This is a genomic window from Streptomyces sp. NPDC002788, assembly GCF_053592115.1.
Map to the genome: position 1 here is coordinate 127,294 of NZ_JBSFVB010000004.1, position 23,512 is coordinate 150,805.

At 72.2% G+C, this 23,512-nt stretch carries 22 protein-coding genes; 11 read left to right on the forward strand and 11 right to left on the reverse strand.

All coding sequences use genetic code 11. From position 1 onward, the window contains the following. Nucleotides 1-94: 94 nt before the first annotated feature. Together ACWD1U_RS09585 and ACWD1U_RS09590 are read right to left on the reverse strand one after the other, a co-directional pair. The gene (locus tag ACWD1U_RS09585; RefSeq protein ID WP_451105981.1) at nucleotides 95-1,237 is read right to left on the reverse strand and encodes a DegT/DnrJ/EryC1/StrS family aminotransferase; all 1,143 of its coding nucleotides are present in this window, start codon (nucleotides 1,235-1,237) and stop codon (nucleotides 95-97) included. Next, nucleotides 1,234-2,328 (reverse strand): DegT/DnrJ/EryC1/StrS family aminotransferase, encoded by a 1,095-nt coding sequence (locus ACWD1U_RS09590; RefSeq protein ID WP_451105982.1) that lies wholly within the window; start codon nucleotides 2,326-2,328, stop codon nucleotides 1,234-1,236. The genes ACWD1U_RS09585 and ACWD1U_RS09590 overlap by 4 nt, the downstream gene beginning before the upstream one ends. Nucleotides 2,329-2,683: 355 nt before the next feature. On the opposite strand from ACWD1U_RS09590, the gene ACWD1U_RS09595 reads away from it, so the two are divergent. From ACWD1U_RS09595 to ACWD1U_RS09620, 6 genes are read left to right on the forward strand one after another with little or no spacing between them, the layout of a single operon-like run. Further along, entirely contained in the window at nucleotides 2,684-3,760 is a 1,077-nt protein-coding gene (locus tag ACWD1U_RS09595) for a Gfo/Idh/MocA family protein (RefSeq protein WP_451105983.1), read from the forward strand. 1 nt (nucleotide 3,761) lies between these two features. After that, nucleotides 3,762-4,667, forward strand: coding sequence for a sugar phosphate isomerase/epimerase family protein (locus tag ACWD1U_RS09600; RefSeq protein ID WP_451105985.1), 906 nt, complete (start codon nucleotides 3,762-3,764; stop codon nucleotides 4,665-4,667). Continuing rightward, a complete protein-coding gene (locus ACWD1U_RS09605; RefSeq protein ID WP_451105986.1) occupies nucleotides 4,664-6,004 on the forward strand; it encodes a M20/M25/M40 family metallo-hydrolase in 1,341 nt (446 codons plus the stop codon). Before ACWD1U_RS09600 ends, ACWD1U_RS09605 begins: the two co-directional genes overlap by 4 nt. Next, nucleotides 6,001-7,128 (forward strand): Ldh family oxidoreductase, encoded by a 1,128-nt coding sequence (locus tag ACWD1U_RS09610; RefSeq protein ID WP_451105988.1) that lies wholly within the window; start codon nucleotides 6,001-6,003, stop codon nucleotides 7,126-7,128. The genes ACWD1U_RS09605 and ACWD1U_RS09610 overlap by 4 nt, the downstream gene beginning before the upstream one ends. After that, the gene (locus ACWD1U_RS09615; protein WP_451105990.1) at nucleotides 7,125-8,075 is read left to right on the forward strand and encodes a Gfo/Idh/MocA family protein; all 951 of its coding nucleotides are present in this window, start codon (nucleotides 7,125-7,127) and stop codon (nucleotides 8,073-8,075) included. The genes ACWD1U_RS09610 and ACWD1U_RS09615 overlap by 4 nt, the downstream gene beginning before the upstream one ends. Continuing rightward, complete coding sequence (locus ACWD1U_RS09620) at nucleotides 8,072-8,518, forward strand: DUF6917 domain-containing protein (RefSeq protein WP_451105992.1); 447 nt, start codon at nucleotides 8,072-8,074, stop codon at nucleotides 8,516-8,518. The genes ACWD1U_RS09615 and ACWD1U_RS09620 overlap by 4 nt, the downstream gene beginning before the upstream one ends. Before the next feature lie 228 nt (nucleotides 8,519-8,746). On the opposite strand, the gene ACWD1U_RS09625 is transcribed toward ACWD1U_RS09620, so the two are convergent. The 3 genes from ACWD1U_RS09625 to ACWD1U_RS09635 form a co-directional block, all read right to left on the reverse strand. Beyond that, nucleotides 8,747-9,280, reverse strand: a complete 534-nt coding sequence (locus tag ACWD1U_RS09625) for an EF-hand domain-containing protein (RefSeq protein ID WP_451105994.1) — start codon at nucleotides 9,278-9,280, stop codon at nucleotides 8,747-8,749. Between the two features lie 222 nt (nucleotides 9,281-9,502). Then, nucleotides 9,503-10,762, reverse strand: coding sequence for a nucleotide sugar dehydrogenase (locus tag ACWD1U_RS09630; protein ID WP_451105996.1), 1,260 nt, complete (start codon nucleotides 10,760-10,762; stop codon nucleotides 9,503-9,505). A gap of 51 nt (nucleotides 10,763-10,813) precedes the next feature. Next, complete coding sequence (locus tag ACWD1U_RS09635) at nucleotides 10,814-11,101, reverse strand: hypothetical protein (RefSeq protein ID WP_451105997.1); 288 nt, start codon at nucleotides 11,099-11,101, stop codon at nucleotides 10,814-10,816. 452 nt (nucleotides 11,102-11,553) lie between these two features. Here ACWD1U_RS09635 and ACWD1U_RS09640 point away from each other — a divergent pair, with 452 nt between their 5' ends. After that, a complete protein-coding gene (locus ACWD1U_RS09640; RefSeq protein ID WP_451105999.1) occupies nucleotides 11,554-11,922 on the forward strand; it encodes a hypothetical protein in 369 nt (122 codons plus the stop codon). Nucleotides 11,923-12,211: 289 nt separating this feature from the next. After that, on the forward strand, nucleotides 12,212-14,224 hold the full coding sequence (locus ACWD1U_RS09645; RefSeq protein WP_451106001.1) for a serine/threonine protein kinase: 2,013 nt from the start codon (nucleotides 12,212-12,214) through the stop codon (nucleotides 14,222-14,224). A 57-nt stretch (nucleotides 14,225-14,281) separates the two neighbouring features. Here ACWD1U_RS09645 and ACWD1U_RS09650 read toward each other — a convergent pair whose 3' ends face one another. From ACWD1U_RS09650 to ACWD1U_RS09665, 4 genes are all read right to left on the reverse strand, one after another. Then, nucleotides 14,282-14,914, reverse strand: a complete 633-nt coding sequence (locus ACWD1U_RS09650; protein ID WP_451106002.1) for an HAD family hydrolase — start codon at nucleotides 14,912-14,914, stop codon at nucleotides 14,282-14,284. A gap of 84 nt (nucleotides 14,915-14,998) precedes the next feature. Then, the gene (locus ACWD1U_RS09655) at nucleotides 14,999-15,328 is read right to left on the reverse strand and encodes a deoxyxylulose-5-phosphate synthase (RefSeq protein ID WP_451106004.1); all 330 of its coding nucleotides are present in this window, start codon (nucleotides 15,326-15,328) and stop codon (nucleotides 14,999-15,001) included. A gap of 298 nt (nucleotides 15,329-15,626) precedes the next feature. Beyond that, entirely contained in the window at nucleotides 15,627-16,328 is a 702-nt protein-coding gene (locus ACWD1U_RS09660; RefSeq protein WP_451106005.1) for a response regulator, read from the reverse strand. Then, nucleotides 16,325-17,953 carry an ATP-binding protein gene (locus tag ACWD1U_RS09665; protein ID WP_451106006.1) on the reverse strand — a complete coding sequence of 543 codons (1,629 nt, stop codon included), beginning with the start codon at nucleotides 17,951-17,953 and terminating at the stop codon, nucleotides 16,325-16,327. Before ACWD1U_RS09665 ends, ACWD1U_RS09660 begins: the two co-directional genes overlap by 4 nt. Nucleotides 17,954-18,051: 98 nt before the next feature. On the opposite strand from ACWD1U_RS09665, the gene ACWD1U_RS09670 reads away from it, so the two are divergent. Then, nucleotides 18,052-19,041 (forward strand): Bug family tripartite tricarboxylate transporter substrate binding protein, encoded by a 990-nt coding sequence (locus ACWD1U_RS09670; protein WP_451106007.1) that lies wholly within the window; start codon nucleotides 18,052-18,054, stop codon nucleotides 19,039-19,041. A 331-nt stretch (nucleotides 19,042-19,372) separates the two neighbouring features. On the opposite strand, the gene ACWD1U_RS09675 is transcribed toward ACWD1U_RS09670, so the two are convergent. Both ACWD1U_RS09675 and ACWD1U_RS09680 read right to left on the reverse strand, forming a co-directional pair. Beyond that, entirely contained in the window at nucleotides 19,373-19,864 is a 492-nt protein-coding gene (locus ACWD1U_RS09675; protein ID WP_451106009.1) for a hypothetical protein, read from the reverse strand. 74 nt (nucleotides 19,865-19,938) lie between these two features. After that, nucleotides 19,939-21,822 (reverse strand): ABC transporter ATP-binding protein, encoded by a 1,884-nt coding sequence (locus ACWD1U_RS09680; RefSeq protein WP_451106407.1) that lies wholly within the window; start codon nucleotides 21,820-21,822, stop codon nucleotides 19,939-19,941. A gap of 336 nt (nucleotides 21,823-22,158) precedes the next feature. On the opposite strand from ACWD1U_RS09680, the gene ACWD1U_RS09685 reads away from it, so the two are divergent. Both ACWD1U_RS09685 and ACWD1U_RS09690 read left to right on the forward strand, forming a co-directional pair. Then, nucleotides 22,159-23,058, forward strand: a complete 900-nt coding sequence (locus ACWD1U_RS09685) for a lysylphosphatidylglycerol synthase transmembrane domain-containing protein (RefSeq protein ID WP_451106409.1) — start codon at nucleotides 22,159-22,161, stop codon at nucleotides 23,056-23,058. 99 nt (nucleotides 23,059-23,157) lie between these two features. Next, complete coding sequence (locus ACWD1U_RS09690; RefSeq protein WP_451106011.1) at nucleotides 23,158-23,391, forward strand: hypothetical protein; 234 nt, start codon at nucleotides 23,158-23,160, stop codon at nucleotides 23,389-23,391. Nucleotides 23,392-23,512 lie beyond the last annotated feature (121 nt).

Sequence of the window (23,512 nt, forward strand, 5' to 3'; positions counted from 1 at the left end):
GTCTGCGTCCGAAGGGGGGTGCCGCTCGTCCGGGCAGCGCGGTGTCCGAGCGGGCGGTCGCGCGTCAGTGCTGTTCGACGCGGGCCGTCTCGCGTCAGCGGTGCTCGGTGGCGAAGGCGCACACGAGGTCGGCGACGTGCCGGACCTGTGCGTCGGTCAGCATGTGGTGCACGGGCAGGGCGAGATGGCGGCGGGCGGCCTCTTCGGCGCGCGGCCAGCGGGCACCGGGCGGCGCGTAGGGAGCGAAGGCACGGTGGGCGGGCAGGGGGCGCGGATAGTAGACGTGCGTGGCCACCCCCCACTCGGCCAGGTGGGCGCCGAGGGCCTCCCGGTCCTCGGCGAGAACCGTGTACACGTAGAAGCACCGGCCGTCCCGGCCGGGCGGCGGAGGGACCACACCGTGTGCGGCCAGCGGCGTGAAGCGCTCGGTGTAGTACGCGGCGATCTCCGCCCGCCGCGCCAGCCGCGCCGGGAAACCGGAGTAGCGGTGTGCCTGGAAGGCGGCCTGGATCTCGTCGAAGCGACTGTTGAGTCCGACGTCGTGGTGGACGAACCGCCGCCCGCCGTACTGGCCGTGGTTGCGCAGCATTCGCACCTTCTCGCCCAGTGCCGGATCCCGGGTGACGACCACGCCGCCCTCGCCGGGCATGCCGCAGGTCTTGACCTGTACGAAGGAGTAGACGCCTGCCTCGCCCCACAGTCCGGCCGGGACGCCCCGCAGCACACCGCCCTGGGCGACCGCCGAGTCCTCCAGCAGGCGCAGTCCGTGCCGCCGGGCCAGTTCTGCGAAGCGTGGCATGTCGGCCATGACGGAGAACATGTGGGCCGGCATCACCGCCTTGGTCCGCTCGGTGACGAGTCGCTCCGCCTCATCCGGGTCCATGGTCATGGTGTCCGTCCGGATGTCGGCGAAGACCGGTGTGGCCCCGACGCCGACCACCGAGGCGGCCAGGGGCGCACAGCCGAACGCGGGCACGATCACCTCGTCGCCGGGACCGACCGCCATGGCCCGCAGCACAAGCTCGAGCCCGGAGGTGCCGCTGGAGCAGGCGACCACGTCGGCGGCCCCCAGGTCCTCGCGGAGCAGGTCCTCGAAGGCGGCGGTGCGTCTGCCCAGGATGAAACGCTGCTCCGGGTCAAGGCCCACCTCGCGGACCAGGCCGATCAGTGCGGGGCGGTCGGCCTCGAAGAGGGCGGGAGGGAAGAACGGGACGGCGGGAGGGAGCGATACGGTCATGCGGCCGACCTCGTTCCGGCGAGGCAGGAGCGGACGGTGTCGCAGACGCGGTCCAGGTCGTCCGATCCCAGATCGGGATGGAAGGGCAGGGCCACGGCGTGCCGGGCCGCCGTCTCGGCGTGGGGGAACTCACCCTGCCGGTGGCCCAGGTGGGCGAAGGCGGGCTGGTGGGGCAGGGGCAGCGGGTAGTAGACCTCGGTGCCGATGCCGTGCCGGTCGAGGTGGGCGACGAGGGCGTCCCGGTGTTCGGTCTCGATCAGGTAGACGTAGTGCACGTCGCGGTCGTCCGGTTTCCCCGCGGTGGTCCGCGGCAGGCGGACGATCCCCGGCGCGTCCCGCAGGCGGGCGGTGTAGGCGTCCGCCAGTTCCGCCCGGCGTGCGATGTGCTCCTCCAGGAGGGACAGCTTGGCGAGCAGGACGGCCGCCTGGATGTCGTCCATCTTGCTGTTCGCGCCGGGCAGGGCGCTTTCGGTGGAGATGGCCGGGAAGTTGTCGAGCGTGCGGCCCGTCCTGCCGTGGTGACGCAGGGCCGCGACGGTGGCCGCCACCTCCGGGTCGTCGGTGAGCACGGCTCCCGCGTCGCCCAGCGCGCCGAGCGTCTTGGAGGGAAAGAAGGACAGGACACCGCCGGCCCCGTGCAGGCCGGCGTGCACACCGTGCCGGCGCATGCCGATCGCCTCAGCGCTGTCCTCGACGACCGTGAGGCCGTGCCGTCGGGCGACGGCGGTGACGGCGGCCATGTCGGCCATCGTGTGGAACAGATGCACCGGCATCACGAACCGGCTCCGCGGTGTGACGGCCGCTTCCAGCGCCGCGGGGTCCATCGCGTACGTCTCCGGGTCGATGTCGACGAACTGCGGTGTCCCGCCTGCCAGTACGACGGCTGACGCGGTGGCGAAGAAGGAGTACGCCGGCACCAGGACACCGTCGCCGGGACGGACTCCGCAGGCGCGCATCAGCAGGACGAGCGCGTCGGTGCCGCTGTTGACGCCGACCACATGCCGGGCGCCGGTGTAGTCCGCGAGCGCCGCCTCGAGCTGCCCGACCTGTTTTCCGTGGGAGAACTTGCCGCTGTGGAAAACGTCGTCCAACGCCTTTTCGATGGAAGGCCACAGCCGTTCGAAAGTCGCGGCCTGGGAGAAGAAGGGAATTCGATCGGCCGTTCCCGGCGCAGTCGATAATGCGCCCCCGGCGCGCGCCGGCATCTGTCCGCTGGAAGGCAATTGCTCACCTGTCTCCGTCGTTTCTGCGGAACGCCCACGCTAATCGGGCTTCCGGCCGACGGAGAAAGGAAAGGATCATCTTCACACGTTCTGGGTAATGGCGTTCCGGACGTCTTGACCATTTCCGCACAGGGCGGCAACAGTGGTGCGGCGCACCGGAGTTGTGCGCGGCGCAACGAAATGAGCGCGCCCGTCTCCTTCCCGTTCCCTCTCAGGAGGCCCTGTGCTGCAGCCCCTCGTGGTCGGGCTCGGCCGGTCCGGATCAGGACTGCATCTGAGGACCCTCGTCCGTCTGGCCCGGCGGACCGCGGCCACGGGTGATCCGCTCGTCGCCCTGCCCGCGGTCGGCTGCGACCCACGAGCGGGCGCTCTGCGGCCCGTGGGCATGCCCGGCGAGGTCACAGCCGTCACCACGCTGGAACAGGCCCTGCAGTACGCGGACCCCGCGACCGCGGTGGTCCACGTGTGCACACCGCCCCGGTTGCGATACGACCTCCTGGCCGAACTCGCCGGACACGGATTCCGCCGAATGATCGTGGAGAAACCCCTCGCCGCGTCCGCGGACGAGCTCGACGCCCTGATCCGGCTGCGCCGGGAGGCCGGCCTCGATCTCGTGGCCGTCGCCCACTGGATCACCTCCCGGCTCGCCGGACGGTTGCGCCGGCTGGTGGGCGGCGGACAGCTCGGCTCCCTGCGCCGTATCACCGTCGACCAGCACAAGCCCCGCTTCCTGCGGTCCCTGGCGACCGACGGGCATCCCACCGCCCTGGACGTGGAGATCCCCCACTCCCTGGCGCTCGCGCTCGATCTGGCCGGCCCGGCCGAACTCCGCGCCGCGCGCTGCTGGGACCTGCGCTGCGAGGACCGCGGACTGCCCCGCCTGGGCGGCGCGCACGTCGAACTGGAGCACCGTTCAGGAGTGGTGACGCTGCTGCGCTCGGACCTCGGCGCACCCGTCCGGCAGCGCAGCGTCGTCTGCGAGTTCGAGGGCGGGACGGCCACGGCCCACTTCCCGCTCAGCGAGGACGACGACCACGCGCAGCTCGTCGTCGCCCCCTCCGACCGCGGTACGGCGCACCCGCCGGCCGGAGTCCTCGACGTGGACGGAGCGCCCGGGGCGAGGCATCAGGTCTTCCGGGACGACGCCCTGACCGACTTCCTGGACGGTACCTACCGCGGCTTCGCCTCCAAAGCGGCAGGCGTCGGGGATTTCCCGCTCGCCTGCGCGACCGCCCGGCTGCTGTGCGCGGCCCGGGAGCACTGCGCCGCAACACCGCGCGCCCCCGCCGGGAGCCGCTGACATGTGCCGCCACAGCGCCGCCGGACCCCGCGTCCGGGGGTTCGGGCCGCTCGCCGGCATCGGCGACGAGGCGGCGCCCAGCACAGACGGGCAGCTGGCCGCCCTGCGGCGCCTGGGCTGGAACGCCATCGAACTGCGCACGGTCGACGGCACGGCCCTCGCCGACCTCTCCCCGGCCGCGTTCGGCACGCTGGCCCGGCGGCTCGCGGACGCCGGGGTCACCGTGACCGCCGTCGCCTCCCGGATCGGCAACTGGTCCCGTCCCATCACCGGCGACCTCGGCCAGGACCTGGCCGAGCTCGACGTCCTGGCCGAACGCTGCGCCGCCCTCGGCTGCCATCTGGTGCGGATCATGTCGTACCCCAACGACGGTCTGACGGAGACCGAGTGGGCCGATCGCGTCCTGGCCCGCACCGCCGTCCTCGCGGACCGCGCGGAGCGGGCGGGCCTGGTCCTGACGCACGAGAACTGCGCGGGCTGGGCCGGTGACCGGGCCGATCGCGCGCTACGACTGCTGCGCGCCGTGGACAGCCCGGCCCTGCGACTGCTGTTCGACACCGGCAACGGCGTCCCGTACGGCTACCGCGCCCCGGACATGCTCCGCGACCTCGCCCCGTACGTCGTCCACGTCCACATCAAGGACGCCGTCCGCACCCCGGACGGCGGCACCGCCTACGCCCTGCCCGGGGAGGGCGAAGCCGGGGTGGTGGAATGCCTGGAGCTCCTGGCCGCCCACGGCTACACCGGAGCACTGTCCCTCGAACCGCATCTCGCCGTACGCCCCCACGAGGGACTGGCCCGGGCCGGTGAGGACGCCGCCGACCTGTTCGTACGGGCCGGGCAGGCGCTCGCCGGGCTGCTGGGCGCCGAGCAACCGGCCACCGGCCCCCTGGACGGCCCGGCGTGAGCGCACTGTTCACCGGGCGGCACCGGGAGTTGCTGCTGGACCTGCTGCGCCTGCCGAGCGTCAACCCCCTGGAAGCCGGCCCGGACGATCCGCCGTCGCGGCTGCCCGAGGTCCTCCAGCGGTACGCGACGGCCGCCTCCGAAGCGGGATTCCGCACCGTCCGCCTCGCCAGTCCGCCCGCCGACTGCCTGGACCGTCCCGGCGTACCGTCCACGGTCCGCTCCGCCGCCCACGATCCGCGCTTTCTCACGGACCAGCCCAGCCTGCTGCTGCGGCTGGGGCCCGAGCGTTCCCGTGCGCACACCGTGATGTTCAACGTCCACCTGGACACCGTCGCCGGACACACCCCGCCCGCCTTCGACGGCGTGCGGTTCACCGGCCGGGGCGCGGTCGATGCCAAGGGACCCGCCGTGGCCCTGCTCGCCGGGCTGCGGGCCGCCGCGTCCCACCCCGCCGTCGGACGGGACGTCACCGTCCTGGTCCAGGCCGTCGCCGGGGAGGAGGGCGGTGCCCTGGGCACCTACGGCACCCGCCCCCTGCTGGAGGCCGGGCACCACGGGCGCCTCAACGTGTTCTGCGAGCCGACCGGGCTGCGGGCGCTGCCCCGGGCCACCGCCGCGATGACCGCGCGGATCACCGTCGAGGGCGAGGACGCGGTGGACGACCACCCGGACGCCGGACACAACGCCACCGTACTGCTGGGATTCCTGGCCCAGCACCTCGCCGTCCGCCTGGACGGGGCCGTACCCGGTACGCGGGTGTGCGTCGCCGGAATGGACACCGGCCGCACGCACAACCGCGTCCACGGCACCGGAACCCTGCTGATGAACCTGTCGTACCGCCGCACCGCCGACGGCGACCGCCTGAAGAGCGAGGTCATCCGGCACGTCGCCGACGGCCTGCACCGCTTCACCGAACGCTTCGCCAGCAGCCGGGAGTTCGCCCGCACCACCCGGGACGCGGCACGGATCACCCGGCTCGGCTGGGACAAACAGGGCCTGCCCGCGCTGGATGACATCGATCCGTGGGCCGAGGAGCTCCTGGGCCGCGCGGGAGCCCGGCCGGCGGCCGGCGACCCCGGCTTCACCTGCGACGCCATCTGGGCGGCCGGCCTGGAAGACGCCTTCACCACCGTGCTCGGACCCGGCTGTCTCGCCGCCAACCGCGCCCACGCGCCTGGTGAGTTCGTCGACCTCGCCGACCTGGAGGAGTTCGCCGGCGTGATCCGCCGGCTCGTCACGTTCTTCGCCGAAGGGAATCGGCCCCTGAAAACCGCCCCCGAAGCGAACGACTCCCGGAAGAGAACCGCCCCCCATCCCGTAAGGAATCCCGGATGACGGCACCCACCGCCCCACGAGCGACGGTCGAGCGCACCCCCGTCCTCGTCGACCACGCGGAGCTGCATGCCTCGCTCACCGGCCTGTTCACCGGTCACGGCATCCCTCCTGCGCGGGCCCGGCTCGCCGCTGAGGCGCTGTGCCACGGCGACCTGACCGGGCTCGACTCGCACGGCGTGTTCAACCTCACCCGGCTCTACCTGCCGTTGCTTGAGTCGGGCCGTTGCGATCCCCGCGCCGAACCACAGGCCCTCACCGACCTGGGCGCCTGCGCGGTCGTCGACGCCCGCCGCGCCCTGGGCCTGTGGGCCGCGGCCGAGGCCATGGACGACGCCGTGGCACGGGCCGGCCGGCACGGGGTCGGGCTGGTGTCGGTGCGCGGGGCGACCCACTTCGGGTGCGCCGGCTTCCACGCCGTGCGCGCCGCGCACGCCGGGATGATCGGCGTGGTCGCGAGCAACTGCGGTGGCCAGCGCATCGCACGACCCCCGGGCGGCGCGTCGGCGATGCTCGGCACCAACCCGCTGAGCGTCGCCGCGCCGGCCCTCGACGGACACCCGTTCCTGCTGGACATGAGCACCACCGTCGCGCCCACCGGACGGGTCCGCGTCGCCGCCCGCCGCGGCATCCCCGTGCCCGAGGGGTGGCTGGAGGACGGGGCGGGCGACCCGGTGACCGACCCGTCCGCCTTCGACCGCGGCGAGGCCTTCCTGCGCTGGCTGGGCGGCACGGCCGAGACCGGCGTCCACAAGGGCTACGGGCTCGGCATCGCCGTGGAACTGCTGGCCGCCGTGGTGTCCGGCGCGGCCGTGGGGCCCGCGCCCGCCGCGCTGGAGGGGGACGGCCGGCCGCACGGCAGCGATGACGACATCGGCTTCTTCCTCCTCGCGATCGCCCCGGAGGTGCTGCGACCCGGCGCGGACGTGGCCACCGCGACCCGGTCCCTGTTCGGCGCGCTCGTCGACTGTCCGCCGGTGCCCGGCGGCGAGCCGGTGCGCTACCCGGGCTGGCGGGAGGCGGAACTCGCCGCCGAGCGCCGCCGCCACGGCATCCCGCTGCCCCCGCACCTCCACGCGGAACTCACCGCGCTGGGTCTTTTCGGCGGCTCCGGGAGCCCACGATGACCCGGCCCTTGCGCCTCGGCGTCGTCGGCCTCGGTGCCATCTCCCCCTACTACCTGGCCGCCGCGGAACGGCTGCCCGAGTGGCAGTTGACCGCCGTGTGCGACGCCCGTGCCGAGGCCCTGGAGCGGTTCCCCGGCCGGGCGGCGCGCTTCAGCGACCACCGCACGCTGCTGGAGCGGGCGCGACCGGACGCCCTGGTCGTGGCCGTGCCCAACGACGTGCACCTGCCCCTGTGCCGGGACGCCCTGGCCGCCGGCGTCCCGGTCTGCGTCGAAAAGCCCCTCGCCCTGACCGCGGCCGAGGGGGCCGTGCTGGTAGATCTTGCGCGGCGCTGCGGGGTCCCGCTGATGACGGCGTTCCACCGCCGTTACAACGCCGCCGTCCGCACGCTCGTGCGCCGGACGACGGGCCGGGAGATCCGCTCCGTGCGGGTGCGCTATCTGGAGCGCATCGAGGAGCACCTCGGCGGCGAGGACTGGTACCTGGACCCGGCCCGCTGCGGCGGCGGCTGTGTGTCAGACAACGGTCCCAACGCCCTCGACCTGGTGCGGCTGCTGCTCGGTGAACTCGCCGTCGCCGGCTGCGAGATCCACCGCGACGACTGCGGAGTCGACCGCCAGGCGGTGATCCGCCTGCACGGGCGTAGGGGAGCGACGGCCTCGGTCGAACTGGACTGGTCGTACCCGGGGGAACGCAAGGACATCGAGGTGGAACTGGCCCGCGGAGAAGTGCTGCACGCCGACATGCTGGCCGGACACACCGGTTTCAAGGCGTCGCTGTGGCACGAGTACGAGGCGGTCCTCACCGAGTTCGCCGTGCTGGTCCGTACCGGTGCCCCGGCCGGCCCGGGGGCGCACGGCGGCCTTCCCGCGCTGGAACTGGTGGAGGCGGCCTATCGCTGTGCCCGGCCCGCGCCGGATGCGACGGCAGTGGAGGCGGACCGGTGAATCCGGCGGAGGACGGCCCGAAGCGCGTGGTGCGCGGATCACTGGTCAAGGTACTCGTGCACCGCCGCACGGACCGCGGTATGCGGCTGGAGGAGCACGCGGCGCGCTGCGTACGCCGGGGCGAAGTGCACGAACTGGTCACCACCGACCAGTGGGACCCGCACTCCGGCGCCCGGATCGACCGGGTGGGTTTCCTGGGCTTCGCCGAGCTGTCGTGCGGCGGTGTGATCGACCGGGGTGACCTGGTGCGGATCGGGGACACGACGGTCGGCACGGTGCTCGGCTTCGACGCCTGTCACCTTCCGAACCACTACAACATCCTGATCCACGCGGCGCGTCCGGTCAGCGGCCGGGACCTGGGCCTGCGGCCGGAGACTGTCGTCACCTTCGTCCAGGGCCGGGCCGGGGACGACGGTACGGTCCCCGCACCAACGCGCTCCTGACAGGCTTCCGCACCAGCTGTTCTGTGACACGGCATCCGCAGATGCGCAATCGGAAGAAGACATCCGCAGAGGCGAGTTCCGGACAGCGCTTCCGCGAGAGCAGCGGGCGACAACGCGTACAGACGGTCGCGCACCGGATGGCGCCGGCCCGCTGAACGGGCGGCGTCATCCGGTGCCGTGGGGACCCGGGTGGCAGCCCACCCGGGTCACAGCTGCCGCTCCGGCAGGTCAGCCGAGCAGCTCGACCTCCAGCCGGCCGAAGTGGAAGTCACGGAGGACCTGCAGCAGTTCGTCCTCGGACAGTCGTCCGTCGCCGTTCCTGTCCACCTTCTGGAACATCTCCCCGGCCTCGGAGACCGGTACGCCGACGGCGGTCAGCCAGGCCTGGAACTCACGGGCGTCGATCTCGCCGTCGTGGTTGTCGTCGCACAGGCGGATCAGCGCCTTCACGATGGGAGAGAGCGCGCGGTTGAAGCTCGCCTCACCCTCCTTGAACAGCATCTCCCCCGTGGCGTCGAGGAACTGCTCCCTGCTGATCGCGCCACCGGCCGGGACGCCGGCCTTCTGGGCCAGGTGCTCGTACAGCCCCTGGAAGGCGCTGCGGAGCTCCTGCACTTCCGGGGCGTCGGCCCTCTTGCCGAGGTTCTGGGCGATCCGGGCGGCCTCGCCCTGGAAGTCGCTCGCCTCCAGGACGCCGTTGCCGTTGGTGTCCCACTTCTCGAAGCGCTTCACCAAGCGGTCGTTGGCGACGGCAGTGCTCATATGACTCTCCTTGCTCGGACGGAGTCCGATGGTGTCGGGTGGTGTCGGATGGATGACGGACCGCGGCACCTGGGCAGGACCGCGACCGCGCAGGGCGATACCGCTGCGCGGGCTCTGGAGCCGGCGACGGCCGGCAGGAGGAGGCGCCGGCTCAGACCGGCGCGCGGAGGCACCGGCTCAGACCGGCGCGCGGAGACGCCGGCTCAGACCGGCGCGCGGGGATCAGAGAAGGGTGACCCGACTGCCCACGGCCTTGCCGCGGGTGTCGAGCAGGGCGCAGCGGGCCTGGCCCAGTGCTTCCCTCGCGTAGCAGGCGTGGTCCTGCAACAGGATCGCCACATCGGCCTGGGCCATCGCTTCCTGGAGGCTCTCGGCGCGCGGCAATGACCGGCCGCCGACAGTGAACTCGGCGATGTACGGGTCGTGGTAGTGGACCTCGGCACCGGCGGCGAGCAGTCCAGCCGCCACCGGGCGCGCCGGTGTCTCCCGGATGTCGGCCACATCGGCTTTGTAGGTGATTCCGAGCAGCAGGGCCCGTGCGCCCTCGGGGTGGCCCCGGGCCTCGGTGAGAAGGGCCAGCGCTCGGTCCACGACATGGTTCGGCATACGGCCGAGGACTTCGTGGGCGGCTGCCAGCGTACGGAAGGTGAAGCCCTGGGACTCGGCTCGCGCGGCGAGGTAGCGGGGGTCGACGGGAATGCAGTGACCGCCGACGCCGGGCCCGGGCCTGAACGGTGCGAAGCCGAACGGCTTCGACGCGGCGCAGTGCAGCACGTCCCAGATGTCGATGCCGGTCTCATGACAGAACAGCGCCACTTCGTCGACCAGGGCCATGTTGACGTAGCGGTAGGTGTTTTCGAGGAGTTTGGCCATCTCCGCCTCCCGCGTGCCGCGGGCGACGACGAGATGGTCCACGAACCGGGAGTAGAACGCGACGGCGTACTTGACACACAGAGCGCTGCAACCGCTCACGACCTTCGGCGTGTTGCGGACGGTCCACGTCGCGTTGCCGGGGTCGATGCGTTGCGGCGAATACGCGAGGTGGAAGTCCTCGCCGGCCCGCAGCCCGCTGCCGTGCTCCAGCAGCGGCCGCACGATGTCCTCCGTGGTGCCGGGATAGCTGGTGGACTCCAGGACGACGAGCATGCCGGGGCGCAGCCGGGCGGCGACGGCCCGGGCTGCGTCCTCGACCGCGGACAGGTCGGGTAAGCCCTCCGGTGTGAGTCCGGTCGGCACACAGATCACCACGGTCTGCGCTCCGTCCAGGACGGCTGGGTCGGTCGTGGCGTGAAAGCCCGCGTGCAGCATGGCCGCGACCTCCGCGTCGAGGACGCCGCCGACGTGGGAACGGCCTTCGGCGAGTCCGGACACCACCGTGCCGGACACGTCGTATCCCAGGGTCGCCAAGCCGACCGAGACCGCGGCTCTTGAGAGCGGCAGCCCGACATGCCCCAGCCCGATGACGACAAGATCGGCGGCCATGTGCGCGTGTTCTCCTGTGTGTGTGGGGGGGGTGAACGGGAACAGCGCTGGTCAGGCGGAGAAACTGCCGCTGCCGGGCGCCACGTGCGAGCCGTGTCCGGGCTCCACGGTGAGGCCGGGGGTCAGACAGAACGGGTCGGCGTAGACGGTGACCGGACGATCGGTGCGATTCGTCAGCACATGCGCGTCGAGCGGAAGCTTCTGACACCCGCTCGGGTCGTGATAAACAGTCAGTGGCGTTAATTCCGTGCTGAACACCACGACCTCGCCCGGCTCAGCCGCGGCAGCAGTGCCGGTGGCGGCGCTTGCTGCGAACAGCGCACCGGCGACGGCGAGCATGAAGTCACGGGTACCGCCCATGATTTGGTCCCTTCGCAACGTGTTGTCGAAGGGATTCTTTCTTGAGATGCACCGGCTAAGCACGGGCCCACTCTTATGCGTCCGAACCAGTGATGCCGTCAAATGAAGTTGACGCCCTCGGCCGGTTGTCCGCGGCTCGGGCGCAGGCGATGGCTCAGGCCCAATGGCGGGACTTCTCTCCCTGCCGCGCGATACTCACCGACCGTCGCAAGGTGCTGCACGTCGCGGCCGAGAACCTCTGCGAGGTACCGGACTGGTTCGTCGGGGTGGCGGCGCCGGATCCGGCGCGGCGGGACTTGAGACCGTAAGGCACATGAGGTTCATGTGCTGAGTTCGCATGATTCCCCGCCCGCGTCGACGTTTTGACTGTCCATGGGCTCGCAAGGCGCATAGGCTCCTCGCGCAAGTCGTCGGCCGGGGAGGGGACCGCGATGCGGAAGGGCAGTGCCGAGTACGAGCAGGCGCTGGACGCCATGGTCGGGATTCTGCGGGACCGGGCGCGCCAAGGGGCGGAAACCGTGCAGTACAGCCAACTCAGCGCCGAGCTGGAGCGCCTCGGCCATCATGTTCCGCCCCGCGAGGGTCCGATGCCCTACCTGTTGGAGGACGCGTCCGCTCAGCAGAGCCCTGACGGATCACTGCCTCTGTTGTCGGCTCTCGTGGTGCTCAAGGAGACCGGTCGGCCGTCGGCGGGCTTCTTCCGGCTTGCCCGCCGTGCCCCGTATCGCCGCCCCGGCGATGACACAGAGCTGTGGGTCAACGAGCTGAAGTCCTTGGCGAGGCAGTACGCCGACCAGTAACGGCTTCCGCCTCGGCGCACCTGAGCTGGGCTCGACCCCGTGTGGCTTCGCCGCCGCGCACCGGCCTCTCCGGTCCTGGCGGTGCCGGCACGGCGGTCGTGGGCATCGCGGCGTTCACCGACATCGCGCACGGTCGCGGACGCGTACCCCGGCCGACCCCCTTGCGGCTTGGAGTGGAACCCGCTGTTTCGCCTTCGAGGGTTCATGCCCGGATACCGGAAGACCCTGCCGCCCGACCACCTCTCATACCCGGCCTGCCCAGGCCACCCCTCTGTCCAAGGAAGTGTTCGTGAGCGCAATCGGCTCCGGCGGAAGAGTCCAGCCGGCTCGTCCCGGCGACCCCTCCCGCATAGGCCCCTACCGCATCATCGGCCGTCTCGGCGCGGGCGGTATGGGCACCGTCCACGCCGGAGTCACCTCCGACGGAATGCGCGCGGCGGTCAAGGTGATTCATCCCGAGCAGGCCCAGGAACCGGAGTTCAGGGCCCGTTTCCGGCGCGAGGTGGAACTGTCCTCCCGCGTCACCGGACCGCACCTGGTCCCGCTGCTCGCCGCCGATCCGGACGCGCAGACCCCGTGGCTGGCCACCGCCTACGTTCCCGGACCGACACTGAACCAGCACCTGCTCGCACACGGGCCCCTCTCGGAGGGAAGCCTGTACGCCTTCGCGGCCGCCACGGCACAGGCGCTGGCCGCCATTCACGCCGTGGGAGTGGTGCACCGCGACGTGAAGCCGCAGAACATTCTGCTCACGCCCGCCGGCCCCCGCGTGCTGGACTTCGGCATCGCGCACGCCGCCGACGGCACCAGCGTCACCCGGACCGGGGTCATGACCGGCACCCCCGGCTGGATCAGCCCCGAGCAGTACCGTCAGGGCACCCCGGGCCCGGCGGGCGACATGTTCGCGTGGGGAGCGCTCGTGGCCCACGCGGCCACCGGCCGGTTGCCGTTCGGGGCCGGCGCCCCCGATGTGGTGGCCTTCCGCGTGATGTCGGGCGAGGCCGACCTGGACGGCGTCCCCGCACCACTACGCCGGATTGTGGAGAAGGCGCTGGCCCAGGAACCGGGTGACCGCCCGTCCGCCGCCGAGACCGCCCAGGAGTGCGTGGTGCTGCTGGCCTCTCAGGTCACTCAGGTGGCGCGTGCCGATGCGGTACCGGCGACGGCCGTGGACATGATCACGGCCGTCTGGGAAGTGCCGGCCGCGGAGGACACCGCCTGGCGGCTGCCCTCGGACCGGAGCCGTTCCCGGAAGCGACTGGCAGGTGCCGTCGTCATCGCGGCGGGCGTCATCGGCGGCCTGGCCGGAGGAGTGGCGGCACTGCTGCCCGGCGACAGCGGGGGCGGCCGTCACACACCCTCGTCCGCGGCCTCGGCGTCACCGCTGGCCTCGACCGGATCCGGGCAGTCCTCGGCCAGCCCTGCGAAAGAGGACGAGCCGGCGAAGCAGCAGGCCGGGAGCGGCAGTTCGGCGAGTGCGGCGAGCTGGAGCCAGGCGCGAGCGGCACGGGGCGCGGGCGAGCACGACGTGGCGCGGGCGGTCCTGCACGACCAGGGTGTGGAGGCGCAGGACCTCGGCGACGGCGCCGACTTCACCCCGGAGACCGTGCGGTTCCACGAGTCGCGCCGGGAGGTCTACCTCTCGTACCGGCTGACCTCCGACGAGCAGGGGACGATGTACGCGGAGACGGAGATCGCCAGGTCGATGTGCCTGACGCTGCGGGACGTCGTTCTCCGCCTGCACCCGGACCTGCCGTACCGCACGTACGTCATGGTGAAGGAGGAGCAGGGCCGGTATCCCCAGGTGACGTGGCAGGACGACTTCGTCACCAACACCGAATGCCAGTCGGCCGCCGACAACGGCACCGGGCAGGACACGGAGGGTTCGCAGGACTGGCAGCCGGACGAGGACGGTCTGGGGCAGGCGATGATCCCCAGTACCGACAGCGCGGAGATCCGGGTCGCGGACGGCGCCGCCAGAAAGATCATCGCGGGAACCAACGGGATGCGTCAGACACTCGGCACCGATCGTGTGCTCGGCAACGCCCAGATCAAGGTGGGCTTCGCCCCGGACGCCTCGGTGATGTACGTCTGGTCGGACTACGTGCAGTGGAACGAGCAGCAGGCCGAGTCCTGGGCGGGCCTGGCCGCAGGCGAGGCATGCCGGGCTCTGGTGAGCGAACGGGAAAGCGCGGGAAGCGCCTGGCCGTACTCTCGCTACGCCGTGGCGGAGATCGGTGGGTCGGGCTACCTGATGATCCGTTGGGGTACGGCCACCACGCGGGCCGGCTGCCCGTCCTGAGCGACGGAAGACGTAGCCGCGTTTGTCGCAGCGGTGCGCCGAGGGAGAAGGGGCTTGTCAATTGCCGGGGAGAAAGTCCAGCACCTTCTGGAGGTCTGCAGGCCTCTGGTAGTGCACACCGGTCATCCCGAGCGAGACGGCGGTCTCGACGTTCTCCCACCGGTCGTCCACGAACAGGCACCGGTGGGTGGCGACTCCGGCCCGCTCAACTGCGATCTCGTAGATCACCCGGTCAGGCTTGGCCACTCCGACTCGGGCACTGCTGACGACGTGGTCCGCGAGATCCGCCAGCCCCATCGTCTCGAGGTCACGCTCGAGCTCCAGGGTCGCGTTGGTCACCAGGACCAGGGGCATATGTCCCCGCACCCGGTGGAGCAGGGCCACCACCACGTCGTCGGCCCGGAACGGAGCATCGGCAAGCGCCATTGCCAGGTCCCGGGCAAGCGTCAGCGGTATCCGGCCGGACAGCTCCGACGCGATGGAGTCCACCCACGCCTCCTTAGTGATCTTGCCGAGGAGGAGGGGCAGGTCCACTTCCGGTGCGTAGGCCACCTCTGCGGTGGTGCCCTCGGCCAGTCCCACGGCGCGTTCCAACTCGGCCAGAGGAGCCATGTCGTAGAAGCGGATCACGTTGTCGAGGTCGCACAGCACCGCGTCGAAGGGCCTGCTGGATGTCTCGGAATCCGTCACCCGCCCATGAATAGCACAGCGTTCGACCGTTGCTGATCACAATCAGCAACAGGCCCCCGCCCCCCGCCAACCGAACGGTCGTGGTCAGGGCACCTCGTACCGTACGAGTGACCTCGCGAAGGGCTCGCCGCTGCGCCGGGCGTACGTCATCCGCTCGCGGACCTCGCTCAGGGTGCGGGGGCGGTAACCGGGCCCGCCGCAGCAGTTCTTGTGGAAGCGGACGCCTGCGTGCAGCAGCACGGACAGCGTCCGCCAGGCCGCGGTGTCCCGGCGGCGGGGTGCGGCGAAGGCGGAGCCCACGTGGATCAGCGGCTGCGCGCAGCGGGGGCAGATCCGCTGCCTGTCCCTGTCGTAGGGCTGCTTGTACGAGGCCCGGCAGGGCAGACAGACGTACGAGGTCTTCGCGTGGGCCATGTCGTCAGGGTAGGCGCCGCCCGTGCGGAACTCGACTGGATTTCGGCACCGTGAGTGTCAGCAGATCAACTCGCCCGACGCTGACGTGCCGGCGCCGGTACGGCCCCGGGGGCCGGCCGGAATCGCGGCGCGCGGACGGGCTCCGCGCGGCGGAGGTCATCCGGGGCCGTCCGCATCGCCCGAGTGACCGGCCCCCACACCGCGTTCGCGGGAAAGGCACAGACGGCTGACGTTCAGGCATGACGCCGCCCAGCGTGCTGAACCTCAGCGCGTACCTGCCGGCCTCCAGGTGTGAGGGTCACGCCCGCCAGCCGTAGCGGCGTTCGGGCCGTCCCGCGGCGCCGTAGCGCAGGGACACCTCCACGCTGCCCGTGCTGTGGAAGTACTCCAGATAACGGCGGGCGCTCACCCGGGAGACGCCGGTCAGGGCCGCGCATTCGGTGGCGGACAGGGTGCCGTCCGCGTCGCGCAGGGCCCGTTCGACCAGTCCGGCGGTCTCCACGCTCATGCCCTTGGGCAGGGTGGGTGCCGGTGCCGGGACGAACGCGCCGGCCAGCACGCGGTCCACGTCCGCCTGACCTCGTACCACCGTCGTGAGCAGCCGGCCCCGCTGGGCGGCGTAGCGCTCCAGGCGCGGGCGCAGGTCCTCGAAGCCGAAGGGTTTCAGGAGGTAGTCGACCACGCCGCGGCGGACGGCGCCGCGTACCGTCTCCGCCTCCTGCGCCGCGCTGATGACCATGACGTCGCAGTCGTGCCCGGCGGTGCGCAGCCGCGGGATGACGTCGAGGCCGAAGAGGTCGGGGAGGTACAGGTCGAGCAGGATGAGGTCGGGGCGCAGCGCGTCCACGGCCTCGATCGCCTGGCCGCCGGTGTGGGCCACGCCGACGACGCGGAACGGCTCGACGCGTTCGACGAACGTGCGGTGGACCCGGGCCACCATGAAGTCGTCGTCGACCACGAGGACGTCGATCGCGCCCGCCTTGTCGCTGCTTGCGGTCATGGGGCCGCTCCTTCCGCCACCGTGCCCGCGAGGTGGCTGACGCTCATGCGTGCGGTGAACACGGCCCCGTCGGGGGTGTTGGACACCGAGATCTCTCCCCCGTGCCGTTCGCAGACCAGCTTGGTCAGGGCCAGTCCGATGCCGCGCTCCCCCTCCCGGGCGGCTTTGGTGGTGAAGCCGTGGGAGAACACCTCGCGGGCCAGTTCGGGGGCCACGCCCGGCCCCGAGTCGCGGACCGCGATCTCCACGCTGGAGGCGTCCTGCCGCAGCGCCACCTCCACCCAGGCGTCGTCCTGTGCGCAGGCGGCGTCGACGGCGTTGTCCACCAGGTTGCCCACGACGGTCGCCACGTCGGCGGCGTCCTCCGGGGCCAGCCGCTCCAGCGCGGTGTCGTCGGAGATCCGCAGACTGACCTTCCGTTCCGCGGCGAGGGACGCCTTCGCCATCAGCAGGGCGGCCACCGCGGTGTCCCGGACACGGCGGCTGAGGGTGACGTCGAGGGACTGGCGCCGCTGGTTCAACGCGCGGATGTACCTCACGACTTCGTCCTGCTCGCCGATCTGGATCAGCCCGGAGATGGTGTGCAGCTGGTTGGCGAACTCGTGCGCCTGGGCGCGCAGCAGCTCCGAGGAGCTGCGGAAGGAGCCGATCTCCCGTTCCAGGCGGGCCAGTTCGGTGCGGTCGCGCAGGGTGGTGACCGAGCCGAGGAGACGGCCGTCCTTGGTGACGGTCATCCGGTTCATCACCAGGACCCGGCCGTGACGGACGACGACCTCGTCCCGCTCGCCGGCGGCGGCGCCGGCCAGCACGTCCCGCAGCCGCCCGTCGATGCCGAGACCCTCCAGGCTCTGGCCGACGCAGTCCTCGGGCAGGCCCAGCAGGCGGCGGCCCATGTCGTTGACCAGGGAGAGCCGGTGCTGCGGGTCGAGGGCGATCACGCCCTCGGCGATTCCGTACAGCATCGCTTCCCGGTGCTCGGCGAGACCGGCGATCTCCCCCGGCTCCAGCCCGAGGGTCTGCCGCTTCACCCGCCGGGCGAGCAGCCAGGAGCCGGCCACGCCGAGCCCGCTGGCGATGCCCAGGTAGGCGAGCAGATAGGAGGAGGCGCCGCTGAGCCGCTGCCACACGGTCGGATCGGCCTCGCCGATCATCACCGTGCCGAGGATCCGGCCCACGTTCTCCTCGGCCGCCCCGAGGACGGGGACCTGGGCGGCCAGTTCGCGGTTGCCGTCCAGGGTCAGCTGCCCGGACCAGCCCCTGCCCCGGGTGGTGCCCGGCCCCAGCCGCATCCGCTCGCCGACCACGGTGGGGTTCGTGGAGCTGACGATCCGGCCCGTGGCGTCGGCCACCGTCACCGAGGTCACCCCGGACTGCGCCTGTGTGGAGTGCACCAGCGGGGCGAGCGTCTCGCCGGGGGCGGGACGCACCAGCTGGCTGCGCACGAGCGGGTTGGCGGCCAGCTGTTCGGCGAGCGCGCTCACCCGGCGTCCCTCGACGCGGTTGAAGGTGGCCTGCGACTGGGCCAGGGAGACAGCGGCGACCGCCAGCAGCACCACCACGACGATGGCGAGCTGGAGTACCAGCATCTCGCCCGCGAGCGAGTGGCGACGAAAGGTGGTGACCACAACGAACTCAATCTTTATTGCCGACACAAGGTTGGGCGGCTCATGTGCCGAGTCGCACAATCATGACGCCGACCAGCGAAAAGCGGAAGTGAGGTGTCATGGGGGGTCGCGCACGCGCCTTGCTCGGCGCCTTCGCCGTTCTGGCGCTGCTGGTGGTCGGCGCGTGCGGCGCGTGGCAGGGCGGCAAGCCCGCGAGCGTGCGGAATCTGCGGCTCATGGTGCCCGGCACACCCGGCGGCGGTTACGACACCACGGCCCGTACCGCGGCCCGCGTGATGGAGGAGACCGGGATCGCCTCGGACGTGCAGGTGTTCAACCTGCCGGGCGCCGGCGGCACGGTCGGTCTGCGGCGTCTCGTCGACGAGAAGGGCAACGGCGATCTCGCCCTGCAGATGGGCCTCGGAGTCGTCGGCGCCTCACACGCGGCCGGGTCGAAGGTGACCGTCGCCGAGACCACCCCGATCGCCCGCCTGACCGAGGAGGCCGGCGCGATCGTCGTCCGCAAGGACTCGCCGTACCGGACCGTGGAGGCGCTCGTGTCCGCGTGGCGCGAGGACCCCGGACACCTGCGGGTCGGCGGCGGTTCCTCCGTCGGCGGGCCCGACCATCTGCTGCCGATGGAGCTGGCGAAGGCGGTCGGCATCGACCCGGGGAAGGTCGAGTACGCCGCTTACGGCGGAGGGGGCGGCGACCTGCTGCCGGCGCTGCTCGACGGCGAGGTCGACTTCGCCTCCAGCGGGTTCGGCGAGTTCCTCGACCAGATCGACCGCGGACGACTGCGCGTTCTCGCCGTCACGGGCGCGAAGCCGGTCAGTGTGCTGCCGGGTGTTCCGACGCTGAAGGCGTCAGGCATCGACCTGGTCTTCGACAACTGGCGAGGCATCGTGGCCCCGCCCGACATCAGCGACGCGGACAAGAAGCGCTGGATCGAGGCGCTGACCGAGCTGCACGACTCCCGGCAGTGGCAGGCCGAGCTCAAGCGGCACGGCTGGACCGACGTGTTCGCCACCGGCCGGACCTTCGAGAGGTATCTGGCCCGACAGGACGAGACGGTCTCCGACCTCGTCCGTCACCTCGGGCCGGAGTGAGCGGGCCGTCGCCCACGCGTGGCCCGTTCGCACTCCGGCGCGGCCTTCCCCGGGCCCGAACGCCGTCTCCTGCACCCGCCTGAGCCCGCAGGCCCGCGCCCCCACTCATCACCGGACGGGCGCGCCTTCCCGCGCGTGGGCGCTTCGAGGCGTGCCCGTTCACGGCTCGCGTGTGCCGTCGGTGCCGGTTCGCTCGGCCTCCACCGCGTGAACCGTGCCGGGGTTCAGGCTGGTCGAGGAGTCGTTCGGCGTGGACCTGATCCAGGCCGCGAAGACGCGGACCGCCGTGCCTGCCCGGGTCAGCGTGTGCGGCCTGGGGACGGCCCTCCTGTCACTGCTGCCCCGACGTGGGGCCGATGCCCGTCAACTCCCGGATGCTGCCGCCGAGTTTCGCGCGGAGCGGCTCCAGCATCCCCGGCTTGGCGCTGACCACCCAGCGCATGCCGACCAGGTACGTACCCCCGTACACGCGCGCCGACTCCAGCCAGGTCTCCTTGAGCTTCTCCTCGGGGAAGGTGGTGATGAGGTAGTCGCCCTTCTCGGTGTGGCACACACCCTCGCGCAGCTCGTCCGCCTCCGTGCGGATCTTCGCCTCGCAGCCGGTCAGGCCGGCGATCACCTCCACCTTCGCCGGCGCGACGACCCCGGCGGCGGGAGCCGCGGACCTGCTCGGCGTCGCCGCCGGCCTGTCGTCGTCTCCGCCGCCGCAGGCCGTGACGAGGGGAAGCACGACCAGGACCCCGGCCGCCACCACGGCGCCCAGCCGTCGGTGGCGGTTCGGAGCCGGGCGGTCGGATCGTACGAGCGGTTGCTGCTGGGACACGTCGCCTCTCCGGGTACGGCTCGGCAGGAGTACTCGTCAGGAGTACGGGCCGGTCCGGAGAAGCGTTCACACCCCTACGCGGCCTTCTCCACCTCGGCGGCCCGCGCCCCGTCGAACTGGGTGAGGTACAGCTCCGCGTACCGCTTCCCCGCCGCCAGCAGTTCCTCGTGCGTGCCCCGTTCCACGACCCGGCCGGCCTCGATCACCAGGATCTGGTCCGCGGAGCGGACCGTGGAAAGGCGGTGGGCGATCACGACCGCCGTGCGGTCCGCGAGGGCTTCGGTGAGGGCCTCCTGGACGGCCGCCTCGGAGGTGTTGTCGAGGTGGGCGGTGGCCTCGTCGAGGATGACGACGCGCTGGCGGGCCAGCAGCAGCCGGGCGATGGTCATGCGCTGGCGTTCGCCGCCGGAGAGGCGGTAGCCGCGCTCGCCGACCACGGTGTCGAGCCCGTCGGGCAGGGACCGGACGAGGTCGTCGAGGCGGGCCCGGCGCAGGGCGTCCCACAGCTCGTCCTCCGTGGCCTCGGGGCGGGCCAGCAGGAGGTTGGCGCGGACGGTGTCGTGGAAGAGGTGCCCGTCCTGGGTGACCATGCCGAGGGTCTCCCGCAGGGACCGCGCGGTGAGGTCGCGGACGTCGACGCCGCCGACGCGCACGGTGCCCCCGTCGACGTCGTACAGACGCGGCAGCAGCTGGGCGATGGTCGACTTGCCCGCTCCGGAGGATCCCACCAGCGCCACGGTCTGGCCGGGTTCGGCGCGGAAGGACAGACCGTGCAGCACCTCTTCGCCGCCCCGCCCGTCCAGGGAGGCGACCTCCTCCAGAGAGGCCAGCGAGACCTTGTCGGCGGCCGGGTAGCCGAAGCGGACCTTCTCGAACTCGACCGCCACGGGCCCCTCGGGCACCGGGCGCGCGTCCGGCTTCTCCTCGATGAGCGGCTTCAGGTCGAGGACCTCGAAGACCCGCTCGAAGCTGACCAGGGCGCTCATCACCTCGACCCGCGCCCCGGCCAGCGCGGTCAGCGGCGCGTACAGCCGGGTCAGGAGCAGCGCCAGCGACACGACCGCGCCCGGCTCCAGGCTGCCGCGCAGGGCGAGGTAGCCGCCGAGCCCGTAGACCAGGGCCAGGGCCAGGGCGGAGACCAGGGTGAGGGCGGTGATGAAGGCCGCCTGGGCGGTGGCCGTGCGGATGCCGATGTCCGCGACCCTGCGGGCCCGGTCGGTGAACTCCCGCGACTCCTCCTCGGGCCGCCCGAACAGCTTGACGAGGGTGGCGCCGGGAGCGGAGAACCGCTCGGTCATACGGGTGCCCATCGCCGCGTTCAGCGTCGCCGCCTCCCGCTGCATCCGGGCCATCCGGCTGCCCATGCGCCGGGCCGGGAGCACGAACACCGGCAGCAGCACCAGCGCGAGCAGGGTGATCTGCCAGGACAGGGTCAGCATCACGGCGAGGGTGAGTACGAGGGTGACGAGGTTGCTGACCACCCCGGAGAGCGTGTTGCTGAACGCGCGCTGGGCGCCGATCACGTCGTTGTTGAGACGGGAGACGAGGGCGCCCGTACGAGTGCGGGTGAAGAACGCCACCGGCATGCGCTGCACATGGTCGAAGACGGCCGTGCGCAGATCGAGGATGAGGTGCTCGCCGAGGGTCGCCGAGAGCCTGCGGCCGAGGATGCCGAGCGCCGCCTCCGCGACCGCGATCAGCGCGATGAGCAGGGCCAGGCGTACGACGGTGCCCTCGTCGCCGGCCGACACGATGGTGTCCACGACCCGGCCCGCCAGCACGGGGGTCGCCACGGCGAGCAGGGCGGTTCCCACGCCGAGCAGGACGAAGAGGGCGATGCGGCGCCGGTGCGGGTGGGCGAAGGCGCCGATGCGGCGCAGGGTCGCCAGGGCGAAGGGGCGGCGCTCCTGCTCGGCGTTCATGACGCTGTGCAGCTGTGTCCACGCTGTGGTCTCCATGCTCATGGGAGGGAACGTAGAACCTCGAGCGGCCTTGAGGTCAAGAAGCTCGCGCAACGGCCCGACATCCCGCACAATCGGCCCGATCCCTCTCTTCCCGGTCCCTCCGCACCATCGGCCCGATCCCCCGGTTCCACCCTCCCCCGCGCAAAGGCCCCGATGACCCTCCCCACTCAGCCGCTTCCCGCGCGCAAGCCGCAGGCCCCGCTCCCGCAACCCGCAGTTGGCACGGTGTGGGAAGCCTCTGCGGATGTGACAGCGCTCCAACTCCCCGAACTCCGCCCGGGGCGACTCCCCCGTCGCGTCCCGGTGCGCCGCCTGCGGCAGATCCTGTGCCTGCTTCCGCTCGTGCTCGTCAGCGTGGTCGCGGTGCAGCACCGGTCGGTGCTCGCCGAGGGCTTCGCGCACCTGGGCACCGCCCAGTGGCCGTGGCTGCTGGCCGCGGCCGGCGCGACCTGTCTGACCTGGGTCGCCGCCGCCTGCACCCGGCAGGGCGCGGTCGTCGAACGGCTGCCCCGACGGCGACTGCTGGCCACGCAGTTCGCGGCGGGCGCGGCCAACCACCTGCTGCCGACCGGGCTGGGAGCGAGCGCGGTCAACCTGCGGTTCATGACGGTCTGCGGGCTGCCGCTCGCCCGCTCCTCGGCCGCCCTCGCGCTGTATCTGCTGGCGGAGAGCGTCGGCCGGGTGGCCCTGCTCGGCGCCCTGCTCATCGCGTTCCCCGACGCGCTGCGGCTCGGCACGCTGGTCCCGGAGACCGCGTCCGGCCCGCTGCTGGCCGGGGCCGGCGCGGTGCTCGTGATCGCGGTGGCCGTGCTCACCCTGGTCCGGCGGCTGCGTTCGGCCCTGGTGTCCTTCCTGCGCACCGCGCTCGGCGAGGCGCGTTCGGTGCACACCCGCCCGGCCCGGGCCCTGGCCCTGTGGGGCGGGGCGTTCCTGTTCCCCGCGCTGCAGGCGTCCGTACTGGTCCTGGTGGGGCGGGCCTTGGGGCTGGAGGTGCCGCCGGCGCACATGGCGGTGGCCTACCTGGCGGCGACGGTGGCGGTGGCGCTGGTGCCGACTCCGGGCGGGATCGGCTCGGTGGAGGCGGCGCTGGTCGTGGCGCTGGTGGCGGCGGGCGGCCCGGCCGCGGTGGCCACGGCCGTGGTGCTGGCCTTCCGGGTCATCACCGTCTGGCTGCCGCTGGTGCCGGGCGCGGTGACGCTGGCCGCGCTGGTGCGGATGAAGGTGATCTGACCCGGCCGGCGGGCCGGGTCCGTCACGCGGAAGGGATCTCACCGTGCCGGTGCGGACCGAACCCGGCCGCGCCCGCGCCGCGGCCGGGGACCTGGCGCCGTGATCGCCCGGTTTCCCCCGCCCTGCCTGCGCGCCGACCGCGCCTCCGTCCCGGACCACAAGGGCCTGGACGAGACGACCGCGCTGGACACCGGGCTCCGTCACGGCACGGGCGTGCTCGCCGAAAGCCTTGAGAGCGCCGCCCGCTTCCCCTCCGGCGCGGGTCGGCACGCGTCGTTCACGGAGCTGAGCGCGGCGGATCCGGCGCGCGTGACAGCGCGTCATGTGCCCTGACTCACCCCCCGCTCACCCCTGTCTCCGGTACGAAAGCCCGTACGGGATACGGCAGGATGAACGGTCGTGCCGACCGCGGGTCAGGGTGGTCGGGCACCATCGAACATCCCGGAAAACGAGC

Excerpts from the sequence above, each read along its gene's own strand:
- ACWD1U_RS09585 (WP_451105981.1), bottom strand. The coding sequence starts at position 1,237 with ATGACCGTATCGCTCCCTCCCGCCGTCCCGTTCTTCCCTCCCGCCCTC.
- ACWD1U_RS09600 (WP_451105985.1), top strand. The coding sequence starts at position 3,762 with ATGTGCCGCCACAGCGCCGCCGGACCCCGCGTCCGGGGGTTCGGGCCG.
- ACWD1U_RS09610 (WP_451105988.1), top strand. The coding sequence starts at position 6,001 with ATGACGGCACCCACCGCCCCACGAGCGACGGTCGAGCGCACCCCCGTC.
- ACWD1U_RS09615 (WP_451105990.1), top strand. The coding sequence starts at position 7,125 with ATGACCCGGCCCTTGCGCCTCGGCGTCGTCGGCCTCGGTGCCATCTCC.
- ACWD1U_RS09625 (WP_451105994.1), bottom strand. The coding sequence starts at position 9,280 with ATGAGCACTGCCGTCGCCAACGACCGCTTGGTGAAGCGCTTCGAGAAG.
- ACWD1U_RS09630 (WP_451105996.1), bottom strand. The coding sequence starts at position 10,762 with ATGGCCGCCGATCTTGTCGTCATCGGGCTGGGGCATGTCGGGCTGCCG.
- ACWD1U_RS09635 (WP_451105997.1), bottom strand. The coding sequence starts at position 11,101 with ATGCTCGCCGTCGCCGGTGCGCTGTTCGCAGCAAGCGCCGCCACCGGC.
- ACWD1U_RS09640 (WP_451105999.1), top strand. The coding sequence starts at position 11,554 with ATGCGGAAGGGCAGTGCCGAGTACGAGCAGGCGCTGGACGCCATGGTC.
- ACWD1U_RS09655 (WP_451106004.1), bottom strand. The coding sequence starts at position 15,328 with ATGGCCCACGCGAAGACCTCGTACGTCTGTCTGCCCTGCCGGGCCTCG.
- ACWD1U_RS09660 (WP_451106005.1), bottom strand. The coding sequence starts at position 16,328 with ATGACCGCAAGCAGCGACAAGGCGGGCGCGATCGACGTCCTCGTGGTC.
- ACWD1U_RS09670 (WP_451106007.1), top strand. The coding sequence starts at position 18,052 with ATGGGGGGTCGCGCACGCGCCTTGCTCGGCGCCTTCGCCGTTCTGGCG.
- ACWD1U_RS09680 (WP_451106407.1), bottom strand. The coding sequence starts at position 21,822 with ATGGAGACCACAGCGTGGACACAGCTGCACAGCGTCATGAACGCCGAG.